Here is a 14,797-nt window from a genome sequence, read left to right on the forward strand (position 1 = left end):
GGGTGTGCTGAACTGGACGACGAAGACCGCCGCAGCACAGAAGCAGGAGCAGGAGTGAGCAGCTACCGTCAGCCCGGCACGGTGTGCACCGACCACCGCTTCACCGTCCCCCTCGACCACGCACACCCCTCCGGCGAACAGATCGAGCTGTACGCGCGCGAGGTGGTGGCCGCGGGCCGGGCGGCCGACGACCTCCCCTGGCTGCTCTACCTCGAAGGCGGACCCGGGTTCGGCGCCCGCCGCTTCGTCGGACGGCAGGCGTGGCTGGGCAGGGCGCTGAAGGAGTTCCGCGTCCTGCTCCTCGACCAGCGCGGCACCGGCCTGTCCACCCCGGCCAACCGGCAGACCCTGCCGCTGCGCGGCGGACCCGCCGAACAGGCCGCGTACCTCGCGCACTTCCGTGCCGACTCCATCGTCCGCGACTGCGAAACCCTGCGTCCCCTGCTGACCGGCGGCGCTCCCTGGACCGTGCTCGGCCAGAGCTTCGGCGGGTTCTGCGCCACGCACTATCTGTCCACCGCCCCCGAGGGCCTGAACACGGTCCTGATCACCGGCGGCCTGCCCTCCCTCCACGCGCGCGTGGACGACGTGTACCGGGCCGCCTACCCCCGCATGGAACGCAAGGTCGCCGCGCACTACGCGCGCTACCCGCAGGACGTCGCCCGCGCGCGGGACGTCGCCGCCCACCTGGCCGCGGACAGGACCGTCACGCCCAACGGCTACATCCTCACCCCGGAGGCCTTCCAGTCCCTCGGCATCGTCCTGGGCGGCTCGGACGGCACCCACCAGCTCCACCACCTCCTGGAGAACGCCTTCGTGCGCACACCGCGGGGACCGGAGCTCTCCGACAGCTTCCTGGAGGCCGTCCAGTCCGCCCTGTCCTTCGCCGGACATCCCCTGTACGCGCTGCTGCACGAGTCCATCTACGGGCAGAGGCACGAACCCACCGCATGGGGTGCGGAGCGGGTGCGCGCCGAGTTCCCCCGCTTCGACGCCGGTGCCGCGCTCGCCGGGAGCGGACCGCTGCTGTTCACCGGCGAGACCGTCCACCCCTGGCACTTCGACTGCGACCCGGCGCTGCGCCCGCTGCGCGAGAGCGCCGAACTGCTCGCCGCCCGCACCGACTGGCCGCCGCTCTACGACCAGGCCCGGCTCGCCGCCAACGAGGTGCCGGTCGCGGCCGCCGTCTACCACGACGACATGTACGTCGACACCGAGCACTCCCTCGCCACCGCGCGCTCCGTCCGGGGACTGCGGACCTGGGTCACCGACGAGTTCGAGCACGACGGACTGCGGGCCGGCGGGCCGCGCGTACTGGACCGGCTGCTGGCGCTGGCCCGCGGCGAGGTCTGAGAGTGCCGGGGAACGGAGGCGCCAACTCCGTTTCCCCACGGCCGCGTCGGTGTCGGCGGCGGCGCCTATCCTGCCCGTATGACGACAGAATCGGCCTTCGCTCAGCTTCAGCCCATGCCGGACGACTGGCAGCGCGCCCTGGCCGTCGTCGCGCATCCGGACGACCTGGAGTACGGGTGCGCGGCGGCCGTCGCCGCGTGGACCGACGGTGGCCGCGAGGTGACGTACGTCCTGGCCACCCGCGGCGAGGCGGGCATCGACACGCTGGATCCCGCCAAGTGCGGTCCGCTGCGCGAGCAGGAGCAACGGGCCAGTGCCGCGGTCGTCGGTGTGCGGGAGGTCGAGTTCCTCGGCCACCGCGACGGCGTGATCGAGTACGGTCCCGCGCTGCGGCGGGACATCGCCGCCGCCATCCGCAAGTACCGGCCCGAACTCGTCATCACCCTCAACCACCGCGACACCTGGGGCACCCATGCCTGGAACACTCCGGACCACCTCGCCGTCGGCCGCGCCACCCTGGACGCGGCGGGCGACGCCGGGAACCGCTGGATCTTCCCGGAGCTGACGGAGCAGGGCCTTGCGCCCTGGGACGGAGTGCGCTGGGTGGCCGTCGCGGGCAGCACCACGCCCACCCACGCCGTCGACGCGCGGCCGGGCCTCGAACGCTCGGTGCGGTCGCTGCTCGAACACCGCGCGTACATCGAGGCGTTGACCGACGAGGACCCCGAGCACTACTGCCGCAGTTTCCTGACCGCGAACGTCACGGCCGCCGCCGAGCGCTTCGGGGGCGTCCCGGCCGTCCCCTTCGAGGTCTTCGGCCGCTGACCGGCGCTCCGTACCCGCACGGGAGCCGCACCGGCGCCCCGGTGCGCGGTCCGTCCCGCGCCGCCCCGCACCCGTCCCGTACGACCGGCGCGGCATCCCCCAGCTCGGGTGGGCGATGCCGCGCCTCCTCGCGTCCGGCCGATGCGGCAGAGCCCTTCCCCCCAAGACAAGCGACCGCTTAGTATGCGGAGGCACGGTACTGCCGACGACAGCGCGTGGAGGCCCCTGATGCAGGCATGGCGAGTGCACGAGAACGGTGAGCCGGGCGAGGTGATGCGCCTGGAGGAGGTCGACCGGCCGGTGCCCGGCGACGGGCAGGTGCTGCTCAAGGTCCGTGCCGCGAACATCAACTTCCCCGACGCGCTGCTGTGCCGCGGCCAGTACCAGGTCAGGCCGCCGCTGCCGTTCACCCCCGGCGTCGAGATCTGCGGCGAGACCGGGGACGGGCGGCGCGTCCTCGCCAACCCGATGCTGCCCTACGGCGGTTTCGCCGAGTACGTTCTCGCCGACGAGGCCGCCCTGCTGCCCGCTCCCGACTCCCTCGACGACGCGGAGGCCGCCGCTCTGCACATCGGCTACCAGACGGGCTGGTTCGGCCTGCACCGGCGTGCCCGGATCCAGCCGGGGGAGACCCTGCTGGTGCACGCGGCGGCGGGCGGCGTCGGCAGCGCCGCCGTACAGCTCGGCAAGGCCGCCGGGGCCCGGGTCATCGGCGTCGTCGGCGGACCCGAGAAGGCCGCCGTGGCACGGGGACTGGGCTGCGACCTGGTCATCGACCGACGCAGCGAGAACGTCATCGGCGCGGTCAAGGAAGCCACCGCGGGACGCGGCGCGGACGTCGTCTACGACCCGGTCGGCGGCGACGCGTACACCCAGTCCACCAAGTGCATCGCCTTCGAGGGGCGGATCGTCGTCGTCGGCTTCGCGAGCGGCACCATCCCCGCCCCCGCACTCAACCACGCACTGGTGAAGAACTACGCCGTCCTCGGCCTGCACTGGGGCCTCTACGCCCGCAAGGACCCGGCGGCCGTCGTCGGCTGCCACACCGAACTCACCCGGCTCGCCGCCGAAGGCACCGTCAAACCGCTCGTCAGCGAACGCGTCCCCCTCAAGGACGCCGCCGACGCGGTCCAGCGGGTCGCCGACGGGCGCAGCACCGGTCGTATCGCCGTCCTGCCCGAGGGAGCCGCCCGATGACCACCGCCGCCGACTTGCGCGCCCGTACGAAGGAACTGCTCGCCGCGCACCCGCCGGCCACCACCGAGCGCACCGCGTTCCTCAGAGCGCGCTTCGACGCGGGACTGGCCTGGGTGCACTACCCCGTCGGTCTCGGAGGGCTGGACGCGCCGCGCGGCCTGCAAGCCGTCGTCGACGCCGAACTCGGAGCGGCGGGCGCCCCCGACAACGACCCGCGCCGTATCGGCATCGGGCTCGGCATGGCCGCGCCGACCATCCTGCGGTACGGCACCGACGAGCAGAAGCGGCGTCTGCTGCGCCCCCTGTGGGTCGGCGAGGAAGTGTGGTGCCAGCTCTTCAGCGAGCCCGGCGCCGGCTCCGACCTCGCCGCGCTCGGCACCCGCGCCGTCCGCGACGGCGACCACTGGGTCGTCGACGGGCAGAAGGTGTGGACGTCCAGCGCACACGTCGCCCGGTGGGCGATCCTCGTCGCCCGCACCGACCCCGACCAGCCCAAACACCGCGGGATGACGTACTTCCTGTGCGACATGACCGACCCCGGCGTGGACGTGCGGCCGCTGCGGCAGATCACCGGCGAGGCCGAGTTCAACGAGGTCTTCCTCAGCGGCGTGCGCATCCCCGACAGCATGCGGCTCGGAGAGGTGGGGGAGGGCTGGAAGGTCGCCCAGACCACTCTCATGAACGAGCGCGTCTCCATCGGGGGATCCCGTATCCCGCGCGAGGGCGGCATGATCGGCACGGTCGCCAGAACCTGGCGGGAACGGCCCGAACTGCGCACCCGCGACACCCACCAGCGCCTGCTGGAACTGTGGGTGGACGCCGAGGTGGCCCGTCTCACCGGCGAACGGCTGCGCCAGCAGCTCGTCGCGGGGCACCCCGGGCCCGAGGGCTCCGGCATGAAGCTCGCCTTCGCCCGCCTCAACCAGGAGATCAGCTCGCTGGAGGTCGAACTGCTGGGCGACGAGGGGCTGCTGTACGACGACTGGACCCTGCGCCGCCCGGACAAGGTCGACTTCACCGGGCGCGAGGCCGGGTACCGCTACCTGCGCTCCAAGGGCAACTCCATCGAGGGCGGCACCTCCGAGGTGCTGCTGAACATCGTCGCCGAGCGGGTCCTGGGCCTGCCCTCGGAACCCCGCACCGACAAGGACGTCGCCTGGAAGGACCTCGCCCGATGAATCCGACGACCGAACCGCACCAGGCCGACCTTCTCTACTCCGAGGCGGAGGAGGACCTGCGCGCCGCCGTGCGCGCCCTGCTCACCGACCGCAACGACCCCGCCCGGGTCGCCGTCCGCGCCGAGGAGGGCGCGCCGTACGACGCCGGGCTGTGGAAGGCGCTCGCCGCCGACATGGGCGTCGCCGGCCTGCTCGTACCGGAGGAACTCGGCGGGCAGGGGGCCTCGCACCGCGAAGCGGCGGTCGTACTGGAGGAGCTGGGGCGGGCCATCGCCCCCGCGCCGTACCTCACCAGCGCGGTCGTGGCCACCGAAGTGCTCCTCGCCTGCGGTACGGGCGGCTCCGCGGCGTCCTCGCTGCTCGGCGACCTTGCGTCGGGGCGGCGCACCGCCGCGCTCGTCGTCCCGTTCGCCACCGGCCCGGAGGCCCTCCGGCTGCCCGGCGGTACCGCCTGCATGGTCACCGCGGTCGCGGACGCCGCGACCGCCGACGTGCTGCTCGTACCGAGCACCGCGGGCCTGTACGCCGTCGAGCGGGCCGAGGCGGGGGTGGACGTCGCCCCCCTGGTGCCGTTCGACCTCACCCGCCCGCTCGCCACGGTCACCCTCACCGAGGAGGCCGCGGCCGCCGCGACACCGCTTGCCGGTGCCGAAACCGCCCTGGCGGCCGTACGGCAGGGCCTGACCGCCGGCGCCGGGCTCCTGGCCTCGGAGCAGCTCGGCCTCGCCGAATGGTGCCTGGAGGAGACCGTCCGCTACACGAAGGAACGGCACCAGTTCAACCGGCCCGTCGGCTCCTTCCAGGCGCTCAAACACCGCATGGCACAGCTGTGGCTGGAGGTGGTCTCCGCCCGTGCGGCCGCCCGCAACGCCGCCGACTCGCTGGCCGCGGGCAGCCCGGACGCGCCCCTGGCCGCGGCGCTCGCCCAGGCGTACTGCGCCAGGGTCGCCGTCCACGCGGCGGAGGAGTGCGTACAGCTGCACGGCGGCATCGGCATGACCTGGGAGCATCCGGCACACCTGTACCTCAAGCGGGCCAAGGCCGACTCGATCGCACTCGGGGCCCCGGGCGCGCACCGGGAGACAGTGGGCAGGCTGGCGGGGCTTCCCACCCCCGCCTGACCTTGTGACCTGCGGCGCTGTCCCGCCCCCCGGAGGGGCGGGGCAGCGCTCACCCCTTTACATGCTGTTTAATGCACGCATTAATGCATGCGGTTTGCAATAACAGTTGATCTTTATTAGGGGTGTGGGGAGTCATGACGGCCCGATCGATACGCACGGCCACCGCCGCGGCAGTGGCAGGAGCCCTGGCCCTCGGCGCGGCCGCCTGCTCCAAGCCGGGAACGAGCGCCACCGGTGCGGGCTCCGGCGCCAAGGACTCGGCCGTCGTGGGCATCGCGTACGAGCCGGAGTCCCTCAGCCCGCTCCTCGGCTACGGCAAGGACGGCAACTCGAAGATCTTCGACGGGCTGCTCGCCCTGGACGGCTCGATGAAGCTCCGGCCCGCGCTCGCCGTCGAGCTGCCGAAGATCAGCGCCGACGGCCTGACGTACACCTACACGCTGCGCAAGGGCGTGAAGTTCAGCGACGGCAAGCCCTTCGGCGCCAAGGACGTCGTCTTCACGTACGAGACCATCCTCGACGAGAAGACCAACAACGCCGCCAAGACCGAACTCGACGCCGTCAAGAGCGTGAAGGCCGAGGGCGACAGCACGGTCGTCTTCACCCTGAAGTACCCCTACGCGCCGTTCGCCGAGCGCACCGTCCTGCCGATCGCCCCCCAGCACGTCGCCGGCAAGCAGGACGTGAACACGGGCCCCTTCACCACCCAGCCCGTCGGCACGGGCCCGTACGTCCTGACCAAGTGGTCCAAGGGCGAGAAGCTCAGCTTCAAGGCCAACCCCGACTACTGGGGCGGCGCCCCCGCCGTGAAGAAGTTCACGATGGCCGTCGTCAAGGACGACGACGTCCGCGCCACCCGGCTGCGCACCGGCGACCTCGACGGGGCGATCCTGCCGCCCAACCTCGCCAAGTCCTTCAAGTCCGACAGCGGCAAGAAGACGTACGCGGCGAAGTCCTTCGACTACCGCACCGTCACCCTGCCCACCCACCACAAGGTCACGGGCGACACCGCCGTCCGGCGCGCCCTGGACGTGGCCGTCGACCGCCGGACCATGGTCGACAAGATTCTCGAAGGGGCCGGAAAGCCCGCCTACGGGCCCGTCCCCACCGACAGCCCCTGGTTCGCCGCGGGCACCGAGCGCACCCACGACCCGGCCGCGGCGCGGAAGATCCTCGACGAGGCCGGATGGAAACCGGGCGCCGACGGCGTCCGCACCAAGGACGGCGTGCGCGCCGAGTTCCCGCTCTGGTACCTCTCCGGCGACAAGCTCCGCCAGGACCACGCCCTCGCCTACGCCTCGGACGCCAAGAAGGTCGGCATCGACATCAAGACCCAGGCGGGCACCTGGGAGGTCATCGAGCCGCGCATGAAGACCGACGCCGTCCTCGCCGGCGGCGGCGCGCCCGCCGACCCCGACTTCGACCAGTACACCCTGCTGAAGTCCTCCCTCGCGGGTGACGGCTTCAACAACATGGCCTGGTACGACAACAAGGCCGTCGACAAGGCCCTGGAGGCGGGCCGCAGGAGCGGCAAGGACGAGGAGCGCAAGGCGGCCTACACCACCGTCCAGCAGGAACTCGTCAAGAACCCCGGCTACACCTTCCTCACCCACATCGACCACCTCTACGTCGTCAACGACTCCTGGGACGGCCTGAGCACCCAGACCGAGCCGCACGACCACGGCCTGGCCTCCGGCCCCTGGTGGAACGTCGAGGACTGGAAGCCCAAGAAGTGACCACGCGCCGCACGCTCCCCTGGGGGCCGATGGCGCGGATGACGGGGCGGCGGGCACTGTTCGCGGTCCCCGTCCTCCTCGTGGTGACCTTCGGCGTCTTCGCCGTCGCCGCCGCCTCGCCCTTCGACCCCGTGAAGGCCTACGCGGGCACCGCCGGACTCACCTCCTCCCAGGCCAACCTCGACCAGCTGCGCGCCAACCTCGGCGCCGACCAGCCGCTGGTGGCCCGCTGGTGGGACTGGCTCACCTCCGCCCTCACCGGCGACCTCGGCGACTCCAGCGTGATGCGCCAGCCCGTCGCCGACGTCATCGTCGAACGTCTCGGCTGGTCCACCCTGCTGGCCGCCACCGCCTTCCTCCTCGCCATCCTCCTCGGCACCGCCCTCGGCGTACTGGCCGCCCGCCGTCCCGGCGGCTGGCTCGACCGGTGCGCGAGCTCCGCCGCCTACACCCTGGAAGCGGCGCCCGCCTTCTGGCTCGGGCTGCTCGCCATCTGGTTCTTCGCCCTGAAGCTGGGCGTGCTGCCCGCCGGCGGACTCACCGACACCGACAGCGACGTCATCACCCTCGGGCAGGTCGCCTCCCACCTCGTGCTGCCGGCCGCAGTCCTGGGCGTGAGCCAGCTCCCCTGGTTCTTCCTGTACGTACGCCAGGGTGTCGGCGACGCCCTGGAGGAGGACCCGGTGCGCGGGGCACGCGCGCGGGGCACGAGCGAGCGCACGGTGCTGTTCGGGCACGCCCTGCGCTCCGGGATGCTGCCGATGCTCACCCTCGTCGGCTCGCGCGTCCCCGAACTGATCACCGGCGCACTGCTCATCGAGACGGTGTTCAGCTGGCCCGGCATCGCCGCCGCCACCGTGCAGGCCGCCCTCGCCGTCGACTTCCCGCTGCTCGCCGCACTGACCGTGCTCGCCACGGCAGCCGTCCTCGCGGGCAACCTGCTCTCCGACCTCCTGTACGGACTCGCCGACCCGAGGGTGGGCTTCGATGGCTGACCTCACCAAGCCCGCCCGCGCGCCGCGCCCGACGGCGGAGCCCTCCCGGTGGCGCGCCCACGGGCGCACCCGCCGCTCCACCCGCACCCTGCGCGTGCGGACCTCCGCGGTGATCGTCGTGGCCGTGGCGCTCGCCGTCCTCGTCGTACCGCCGCTCGCGAACCTCGACGAACAGGCCGTCGACCTGGCCCTCAAGCTCCAGCCGCCGTCCCTCGCCCACCCCTTCGGCACCGACGACGTCGGCCGCGACCTGCTGCTGCGCTGCGTCTACGGGCTGCGCGTCTCCCTGCTCGTCGGCCTCGTCGCAGCTCTCGTCGCCACCGTCATCGGGACGGCCGTGGGTGCGGCCGCCGCCGCCTTCGGAGGGTGGACGGACCGGGTGGTGATGCGCCTGGTCGACACCTTCTCCTCGGTGCCGCACCTGCTGCTCGGCATCTTCATCGTCGCCATGTTCCGGCCCGGAGTGTGGCCGGTGATCGTCTCGGTCGCCCTCACCCACTGGCTGTCCACGGCACGCATCGTCCGCTCCGAAGTGCTGTCGCTGCGCGCACGCCCGTACGTCGACGCGGCGATTTCCGGCGGCGCCTCCCGGTGGCGGGTGGCCGTACGGCACCTGCTGCCCGGCGTGCTGCCGCAGGCGGCGCTCGCGGCCGTCCTGATGGTGCCGCACGCCATGTGGCACGAGTCCGCGCTGTCCTTCCTCGGCCTCGGCCTGCCCTCCCACGAGGCGAGCCTGGGCAACCTCATCCAGTCCGCGCGCGGTTCGCTGCTCGCGGGGGACTGGTGGCCCACGCTCTTCCCCGGCCTCTTCCTGATCGTCCCGACCCTCGCCATCGCGGGCCTCGCCGGAGCCTGGCGGGAACGCATCAACCCGCGCCGCCGATCGGAGCTGATGCTGTGACCTCCCTGAGCCGCCCCCTCGCCACGCGTGAGGAAACCGTCGTGCGGGCCGCCGCCGCCCCGCTGCTCTCCGTACAGGAACTGTCGGTACGGTTCCGGATGCGCGGCGGACGGCACATCGCCGCCGTCACCGACGCCTCCTTCGCCCTGGCGGCGGGGGAGTGCCTGGCGCTCGTCGGCGAGAGCGGCTGCGGCAAGTCCGTCCTGGCCTCGGCCCTCCTCGGGCTGCTCCCCGGCAACGCACAGACCGCCGGGCGCGCCCTGCTGGGCGAGACCGACCTGCTCACCGCGGACGAGCGGACCCTCGCCCGTACGGTACGGGGCCGCCGCGTCGGACTCGTCCCGCAGAGCCCCGCAGCACACCTCACCCCCGTACGCACCGTCGGTTCGCAGCTCGGCGAGACACTCCGCCAGCTGACCGGGACGCGCAAGCCGGACGTCCGCGCCGCGGTGCGCGCGGCGGCGGAGCGGGCGGCGTTCCCCGCCGACCACCTGGACCGCTACCCGCACGAGCTGTCCGGCGGGCTCGCCCAGCGCGCCGCGACCGCGCTGGCCCTGGTCGGGGACGCCCCGCTGCTGCTGGCCGACGAGCCGACCACCGGACTCGACCGCGACCTGGTCAACCGCACCGTCGACGAACTGCGCCGGCACGTCGACGCCGGCCACGCCCTCCTGATGATCACCCATGACCTCGCGGCCGCCGAGCGCGTCGCCGACCGCGTCGCCGTCATGTACGCGGGACGCATCGTCGAACTCGCCGACGCGGGCGCCTTCTTCGGCACGCCGGGACCGCGGCACCCCTACGCGCGAGGTCTGCTGAACGCCCTGCCCGAGCGGGACTTCGCCCCGATCCCCGGGATGCCGCCCGAACTGGGAGACCTCCCCGAGGGCTGCGCGTTCGCCCCCCGCTGCCCGCACGCCGCCGAAGCCTGTACCGCGCCGCCGCAGTTCGCGGACCGGATCGCCTGCCACTACCCGCCGGACGAGGAGCTTGCCCGTGCTTGAACTCCAAGGCATCACCGCCGGATACGAGCGCGGCAACCCGGTCGTGCGCGACGCCCGGCTCACCGTCGCCGCGGGGGAGTCCGTCGGGCTGCTCGGCCCCAGCGGCTGCGGCAAGTCCACCCTCGCCAGGGTCGCCGCCCTGCTGCACCGCCCCGACGCCGGGAACGTCGTCCTCGACGGCACGCGGGTGCGGGGCTGGCGGCACCGGGCGCCGCGCTCGCAGCGCACCGCGATCGGCGTCGTCTTCCAGCAGCCGCGGCTCTCCGCCGACCCCCGCCTGCGGCTGCGCGACCTGATCGCGGAACCGCTGCGCGCCAACGGACGCCGCCGGGAAGCTGCCTCGCGGGTGGCCGAGCTGAGTGAAACCGTCGGCCTCGGCGACGAGCTGCTGGACCGCCGTCCGCACGAGGTCAGCGACGGACAGCTGCAACGCGCCTGCCTGGCACGGGCGTTGGTGCTGCGCCCGCACTGGCTGGTCTGTGACGAGATGACGGCGATGCTGGACGCCTCCACCACGGCGGCGCTCGTCGCCGTCGTCGAGGACTACCGCGCCTCGCAGGGTGCGGGACTGCTCACCGTCGGGCACGACAGGGTGCTGCTGGAGCGGTGGTGCGACCGCACGGTGCGCTGGCAGGACGTGGCGGCCCCGCACACCGCCCGTACCGCAGAGCTGTGAGGTGACGGAGCGGCAGCGGCCGGGCGGGTGCGGACCGCCGGTGGCTCAGGCGTCGTTGGGGTTGTCCGGCTTGTCGGTCACGCCGTCCAGGCAGCCCCGCACCCACGAGTGCGGGTCCAGGTCCGCCTTCTTGCCGGCGGAGCTCACCCAGCTCTCGCACCCCCCGCCGACGGCTTCGGCCACCTTCGTGCCGTCGCGGTCCACCTTGCGGACCTGGATGCCCCGGTTGTACCCCGCCTCGTAGGCCACGTTCTGCGGCCACAGGGGGCGTTCGTTGAACTGCGAGATCACCACCCACCCCGCCGCGGCGAGCACGGCAACGGCGGAAAGAAGCGCGATCACCAGATTCTTCCGGCGCGGACCCGGGACATGAGTGGTCATATCTCCTGTGAGAACCATGTGAGCACCCTGCCAGACGCCCCGCACGCGTGATCCACCGGGCCCCGGTCGTCGCAGTGTGACGAAACACCCCCCGAACTCCCGCACATTCCCTGCCCGTTGAACGCCTCCACGACAGATACTCGGCGCACCCGATGCGCCGCATCGCCGAACCCGGAGTCCTCACATGTCCCTCACCACGCGACGCGCCGCGGCCGCCACGCTCGCCGGAGCGCTCGTCGCAACAGCGGGCTGGGCGAGCACGCTGTCCGCGTCCGCCACCACGCCCACGGCAGCCCCCGCGCGCCGTCCGCTGCGGCGCGCGCACGCCCACAACGACTACGCGCACCCGCGGCCCCTGCTGGACGCCCTGTCGCACGGGTTCACCAGCGTCGAGGCCGACATCCACCTCGTCGACGGACGGCTCCTCGTCGCCCACGACCCGCAGGACCTCGACCCCGCCCGCACTCTGGAAGCCCTCTACCTCGACCCCCTGGCGGCCCTCGTACGGGCCCACCGCGGCAGCGTGCACCCGGGCCACCGCCGGCCCGTGCAACTGCTCGTGGACATCAAGACGCAGGGCGCGGCGACCTATCTCGAACTGCACCGCAGGCTGCGGCCGTTCCGCCGGATGCTCAGTACGTGCGACAACGGCCGGGTGCGCCTCGGCGCGGTCACCGCCGTGATTTCCGGCGACCGCGCGGCACGCGCCCCGATGGAGGCCCAGCGCACCCGTCACGCCTTCTACGACGGACGCCCCGACGACCTCACCGCGCCCGCGCCGGCCCCCGCCTCCCTCATCCCGCTGATCAGTGGGAACTGGACGTCGAGCTTCGGCTGGACCGGCGTCGGACCGTTTCCGCGGGCCGAACGCGACCGGCTGCACTCCCTGGTGCGCACCGCTCACCGGCGCAGGCAGCGCGTGCGGTTCTGGGCGACGCCCGACCAGCCGGGGCCCGCTCGCGAGGCGCTGTGGCGCGAACTGCTCGCCGCCCGTGTCGACCACCTCAACACGGACGATCTGGCGGGTCTGGAGACGTTCCTCAGGCGCTACGACCGGCAGGGCGGGTAGGGCGGCCGGTGAGCCCGGCGCGCGGCCGGACCCACCGAACAGTCTGCCGGGCGGGCTCAGATCACCCGCGACCTGATGAGAAACCGCACGCCCTCGGGCGCCTCCAGGGAGAACCCGGAACCGCGTCCCTCGACCACGTCGACGATCAGCCGGGTGTGCCGCCACACCTCGTACTGGCTGGTCGACATCCAGAACGGCACGGACTCCTTGACGCCCTCGACGGCGAGGGAGGCGAGGAGCACGTCGGAGCCGCCGGTACGGAACTCGCCGTCCGGGTAGCACATGGGCGCGCTGCCGTCGCAGCACCCGCCCGACTGGTGGAACATCAACGGTCCGTGCGTGTCGTGCAGTTGGCGCAGCAGGCCGGCGGCCGCAGGCGTCAGTTCGACGAGCGGTGACCCGGTGTGCGCGGAGCCGGCGGATGTGCTGTCAACGGCCGGGGTATCGGGGACGGAACTCATCGGTGCAGCCCCTCTCACGTTCGGTGGGTGGTGGCGCTGTACCGCACAGTTTCGTCCCTGGTGCGGCACAGCGCGACACGTTCGCCCGCCAAACCCCGTGGTGGCGCTCCCGGTTCCCCGTGCGGAGCCGGTCAGCCCGCGTCGGCGGTCAGTGCCGCCGAGACGACCGCCTTCGCCTCCTCCTGCACCCGGCCCAGGTGCTCCGCGCCGTGGAAGGACTCGGCGTAGATCTTGTAGACGTCCTCGGTGCCGGAGGGGCGCGCGGCGAACCAGGCGTTCTCGGTGGTCACCTTGATGCCGCCGAGCGGCGCGCCGTTGCCGGGGGCCGACGTGAGGACCGCGGTGACCGGCTCGCCGGCCAGCGTGTCCGCGCCGACCTGCTGCGGCGACAGCCTGCCGAGGACCGCCTTCTCCCCGGGGGTGGCCGCCGCGTCGATCCGCGCGTACGCGGGCTCGCCGAACCGGGCCGTGAGGTCCGCGTAACCCTGCGACGGGCTGCGCCCGGTGACCGCCAGCATCTCCGACGCGAGCAGCGCCAGGATGATGCCGTCCTTGTCGGTGGTCCACACGGAGCCGTCGTGCCGCAGGAACGACGCCCCGGCCGACTCCTCGCCGCCGAAGCCCAGCGAGCCGTCCGCGAGGCCGTCCACGAACCACTTGAAGCCCACCGGCACCTCGACCAGCGTGCGCCCCAGGGACCCGGCGACCCGGTCGATCATCGACGACGAGACGAGGGTCTTGCCGACGCCCGCCGACGCCGCCCACTGGGAGCGGTGCGCGAACAGGTAGGAGATGGCGGCCGCCAGGTAGTGGTTGGGGTTCATCAGCCCGCCGTCGGGGGTGACGATGCCGTGCCGGTCGGCGTCGGCGTCGTTGCCGGTGGCGATCTGGAAGCGGTCGCGCTGCTCGATGAGCGAGGCCATCGCGTACGGCGACGAGCAGTCCATCCGGATCTTCGCGTCCCAGTCCAGCGTCATGAAGCGCCAGGTCGGGTCGGTCAGCGGGTTGACCACGGTGAGGTCGATGCGGTGCTGCTCGGCGATCCGGCCCCAGTACGCGACGGAGGCGCCGCCCAGCGGGTCCGCGCCGATGCGCACTCCGGCAGCGCGCACGGCGTCCAGGTCCAGCACGGACGGCAGGTCGGCGACGTACGTTCCCAGGAAGTCGTAGCGGCCGGTGGTGTCGGCGGCGAGGGCGCGGGTGTACGGGATGCGGCGGACGTCCTTGAGACCGCCCGCGATCAGGGCGTTGGCCCGGTCCTGGATCCACCCGGTGGCGTCCGAGCCGGCCGGGCCGCCGTTCGGCGGGTTGTACTTGAAGCCGCCGTCGGCCGGCGGATTGTGCGACGGGGTGACGACGACACCGTCCGCGAGACCGTCCGTGCGGCCCTTGTTGTACGCCAGGATCGCGTGCGAGACCGCCGGGGTGGGGGTGTAGCCGTCCGCTTCGTCGATCAGGACCCGTACGCCGTTGGCGGCGAACACCTCGACCGCGGTGACCTTGGCGGGCTCCGACAGGGCGTGGGTGTCCGCGCCCAGGAACAGCGGCCCGTCGATCCCCTGTTGGGCGCGGTATTCGCAGATCGCCTGGCTGGTGGCGGCGATGTGGTCCTCGTTGAACGCGGTGTTCAGCGAGGAGCCCCGGTGGCCCGACGTGCCGAAGGCCACCCGCTGGCGGGGTTCGGACGGGTCCGGGTGGAGCGCGTAGTACGCGGTCACCAGCCGGGACACGTCGACGAGATCTTCCGGCCCGGTCTGCTGTCCCGCTCGTTGGTGCGGCATCCGCCCGTTACCTCCATGGTGTGCGTCGCTGAGTGCTTTCGGCCATTCTCCCGGACGGGAGGGGATGAGCGCACGCACGGATGTTCTCCGTGGTGGGGGAGGAGTGAAGTGTGGTGCCG

General features: G+C 72.8%; 14 protein-coding genes. 11 read left to right on the forward strand and 3 right to left on the reverse strand.

Annotation, left to right across the window (positions count from 1 at the left end):
* Nucleotides 1-54 precede the first annotated feature (54 nt).
* The 10 genes from HNQ79_RS26075 to HNQ79_RS26120 all read left to right on the forward strand — a co-directional run bounded on the left by HNQ79_RS26075 (nucleotide 55) and on the right by HNQ79_RS26120 (nucleotide 10,986).
* A complete protein-coding gene (locus tag HNQ79_RS26075; RefSeq protein WP_185035196.1) occupies nucleotides 55-1,353 on the forward strand; it encodes an alpha/beta fold hydrolase in 1,299 nt (432 codons plus the stop codon).
* A gap of 78 nt (nucleotides 1,354-1,431) precedes the next feature.
* Nucleotides 1,432-2,178, forward strand: coding sequence for a PIG-L deacetylase family protein (locus tag HNQ79_RS26080; protein WP_185035198.1), 747 nt, complete (start codon nucleotides 1,432-1,434; stop codon nucleotides 2,176-2,178).
* Between the two features lie 228 nt (nucleotides 2,179-2,406).
* Nucleotides 2,407-3,375 carry an NADPH:quinone oxidoreductase family protein gene (locus HNQ79_RS26085; protein WP_185035200.1) on the forward strand — a complete coding sequence of 323 codons (969 nt, stop codon included), beginning with the start codon at nucleotides 2,407-2,409 and terminating at the stop codon, nucleotides 3,373-3,375.
* Complete coding sequence (locus HNQ79_RS26090; RefSeq protein WP_185035202.1) at nucleotides 3,372-4,553, forward strand: acyl-CoA dehydrogenase family protein; 1,182 nt, start codon at nucleotides 3,372-3,374, stop codon at nucleotides 4,551-4,553. Before HNQ79_RS26085 ends, HNQ79_RS26090 begins: the two co-directional genes overlap by 4 nt.
* Nucleotides 4,550-5,674 (forward strand): acyl-CoA dehydrogenase family protein, encoded by a 1,125-nt coding sequence (locus HNQ79_RS26095; RefSeq protein ID WP_185035204.1) that lies wholly within the window; start codon nucleotides 4,550-4,552, stop codon nucleotides 5,672-5,674. The genes HNQ79_RS26090 and HNQ79_RS26095 overlap by 4 nt, the downstream gene beginning before the upstream one ends.
* 134 nt (nucleotides 5,675-5,808) lie before the next feature.
* Entirely contained in the window at nucleotides 5,809-7,410 is a 1,602-nt protein-coding gene (locus tag HNQ79_RS26100; RefSeq protein WP_185035206.1) for an ABC transporter substrate-binding protein, read from the forward strand.
* 29 nt (nucleotides 7,411-7,439) lie between these two features.
* Nucleotides 7,440-8,405 carry an ABC transporter permease gene (locus tag HNQ79_RS26105; RefSeq protein ID WP_185035413.1) on the forward strand — a complete coding sequence of 322 codons (966 nt, stop codon included), beginning with the start codon at nucleotides 7,440-7,442 and terminating at the stop codon, nucleotides 8,403-8,405.
* Nucleotides 8,398-9,306 carry an ABC transporter permease gene (locus HNQ79_RS26110; protein WP_185035208.1) on the forward strand — a complete coding sequence of 303 codons (909 nt, stop codon included), beginning with the start codon at nucleotides 8,398-8,400 and terminating at the stop codon, nucleotides 9,304-9,306. Before HNQ79_RS26105 ends, HNQ79_RS26110 begins: the two co-directional genes overlap by 8 nt.
* 98 nt (nucleotides 9,307-9,404) lie before the next feature.
* Nucleotides 9,405-10,310 (forward strand): ABC transporter ATP-binding protein, encoded by a 906-nt coding sequence (locus tag HNQ79_RS26115; RefSeq protein ID WP_185035412.1) that lies wholly within the window; start codon nucleotides 9,405-9,407, stop codon nucleotides 10,308-10,310.
* On the forward strand, nucleotides 10,303-10,986 hold the full coding sequence (locus HNQ79_RS26120) for an ABC transporter ATP-binding protein (RefSeq protein WP_185035210.1): 684 nt from the start codon (nucleotides 10,303-10,305) through the stop codon (nucleotides 10,984-10,986). The genes HNQ79_RS26115 and HNQ79_RS26120 overlap by 8 nt, the downstream gene beginning before the upstream one ends.
* Before the next feature lie 45 nt (nucleotides 10,987-11,031).
* Here HNQ79_RS26120 and HNQ79_RS26125 read toward each other — a convergent pair whose 3' ends face one another.
* Nucleotides 11,032-11,367, reverse strand: coding sequence for a hypothetical protein (locus HNQ79_RS26125; protein ID WP_185035212.1), 336 nt, complete (start codon nucleotides 11,365-11,367; stop codon nucleotides 11,032-11,034).
* 184 nt (nucleotides 11,368-11,551) lie between these two features.
* Here HNQ79_RS26125 and HNQ79_RS26130 point away from each other — a divergent pair, with 184 nt between their 5' ends.
* A complete protein-coding gene (locus HNQ79_RS26130) occupies nucleotides 11,552-12,436 on the forward strand; it encodes a phosphatidylinositol-specific phospholipase C/glycerophosphodiester phosphodiesterase family protein (RefSeq protein ID WP_185035214.1) in 885 nt (294 codons plus the stop codon).
* Nucleotides 12,437-12,492: 56 nt separating this feature from the next.
* Here HNQ79_RS26130 and HNQ79_RS26135 read toward each other — a convergent pair whose 3' ends face one another.
* Together HNQ79_RS26135 and pgm are read right to left on the reverse strand one after the other, a co-directional pair.
* Nucleotides 12,493-12,897 (reverse strand): DUF779 domain-containing protein, encoded by a 405-nt coding sequence (locus HNQ79_RS26135; protein ID WP_185035216.1) that lies wholly within the window; start codon nucleotides 12,895-12,897, stop codon nucleotides 12,493-12,495.
* Between the two features lie 131 nt (nucleotides 12,898-13,028).
* Nucleotides 13,029-14,678 carry a phosphoglucomutase (alpha-D-glucose-1,6-bisphosphate-dependent) gene (pgm, locus tag HNQ79_RS26140; protein WP_185035218.1) on the reverse strand — a complete coding sequence of 550 codons (1,650 nt, stop codon included), beginning with the start codon at nucleotides 14,676-14,678 and terminating at the stop codon, nucleotides 13,029-13,031.
* Nucleotides 14,679-14,797: the final 119 nt, after the last annotated feature.

Origin of the sequence: Streptomyces candidus (assembly GCF_014207445.1) — a bacterium.
GTDB lineage: Bacteria > Actinomycetota > Actinomycetes > Streptomycetales > Streptomycetaceae > Streptomyces > Streptomyces candidus.

Coding starts and splice junctions, on each gene's coding strand:
- HNQ79_RS26080 (WP_185035198.1), top strand. CDS start 1,432: ATGACGACAGAATCGGCCTTCGCTCAGCTTCAGCCCATGCCGGACGAC.
- HNQ79_RS26130 (WP_185035214.1), top strand. CDS start 11,552: ATGTCCCTCACCACGCGACGCGCCGCGGCCGCCACGCTCGCCGGAGCG.
- HNQ79_RS26100 (WP_185035206.1), top strand. CDS start 5,809: ATGACGGCCCGATCGATACGCACGGCCACCGCCGCGGCAGTGGCAGGA.
- HNQ79_RS26085 (WP_185035200.1), top strand. CDS start 2,407: ATGCAGGCATGGCGAGTGCACGAGAACGGTGAGCCGGGCGAGGTGATG.
- pgm (WP_185035218.1), bottom strand. CDS start 14,678: ATGCCGCACCAACGAGCGGGACAGCAGACCGGGCCGGAAGATCTCGTC.
- HNQ79_RS26115 (WP_185035412.1), top strand. CDS start 9,405: ATGCGCGGCGGACGGCACATCGCCGCCGTCACCGACGCCTCCTTCGCC.
- HNQ79_RS26135 (WP_185035216.1), bottom strand. CDS start 12,897: ATGAGTTCCGTCCCCGATACCCCGGCCGTTGACAGCACATCCGCCGGC.
- HNQ79_RS26095 (WP_185035204.1), top strand. CDS start 4,550: ATGAATCCGACGACCGAACCGCACCAGGCCGACCTTCTCTACTCCGAG.
- HNQ79_RS26125 (WP_185035212.1), bottom strand. CDS start 11,367: ATGACCACTCATGTCCCGGGTCCGCGCCGGAAGAATCTGGTGATCGCG.
- HNQ79_RS26110 (WP_185035208.1), top strand. CDS start 8,398: ATGGCTGACCTCACCAAGCCCGCCCGCGCGCCGCGCCCGACGGCGGAG.
- HNQ79_RS26090 (WP_185035202.1), top strand. CDS start 3,372: ATGACCACCGCCGCCGACTTGCGCGCCCGTACGAAGGAACTGCTCGCC.
- HNQ79_RS26105 (WP_185035413.1), top strand. CDS start 7,440: ATGGCGCGGATGACGGGGCGGCGGGCACTGTTCGCGGTCCCCGTCCTC.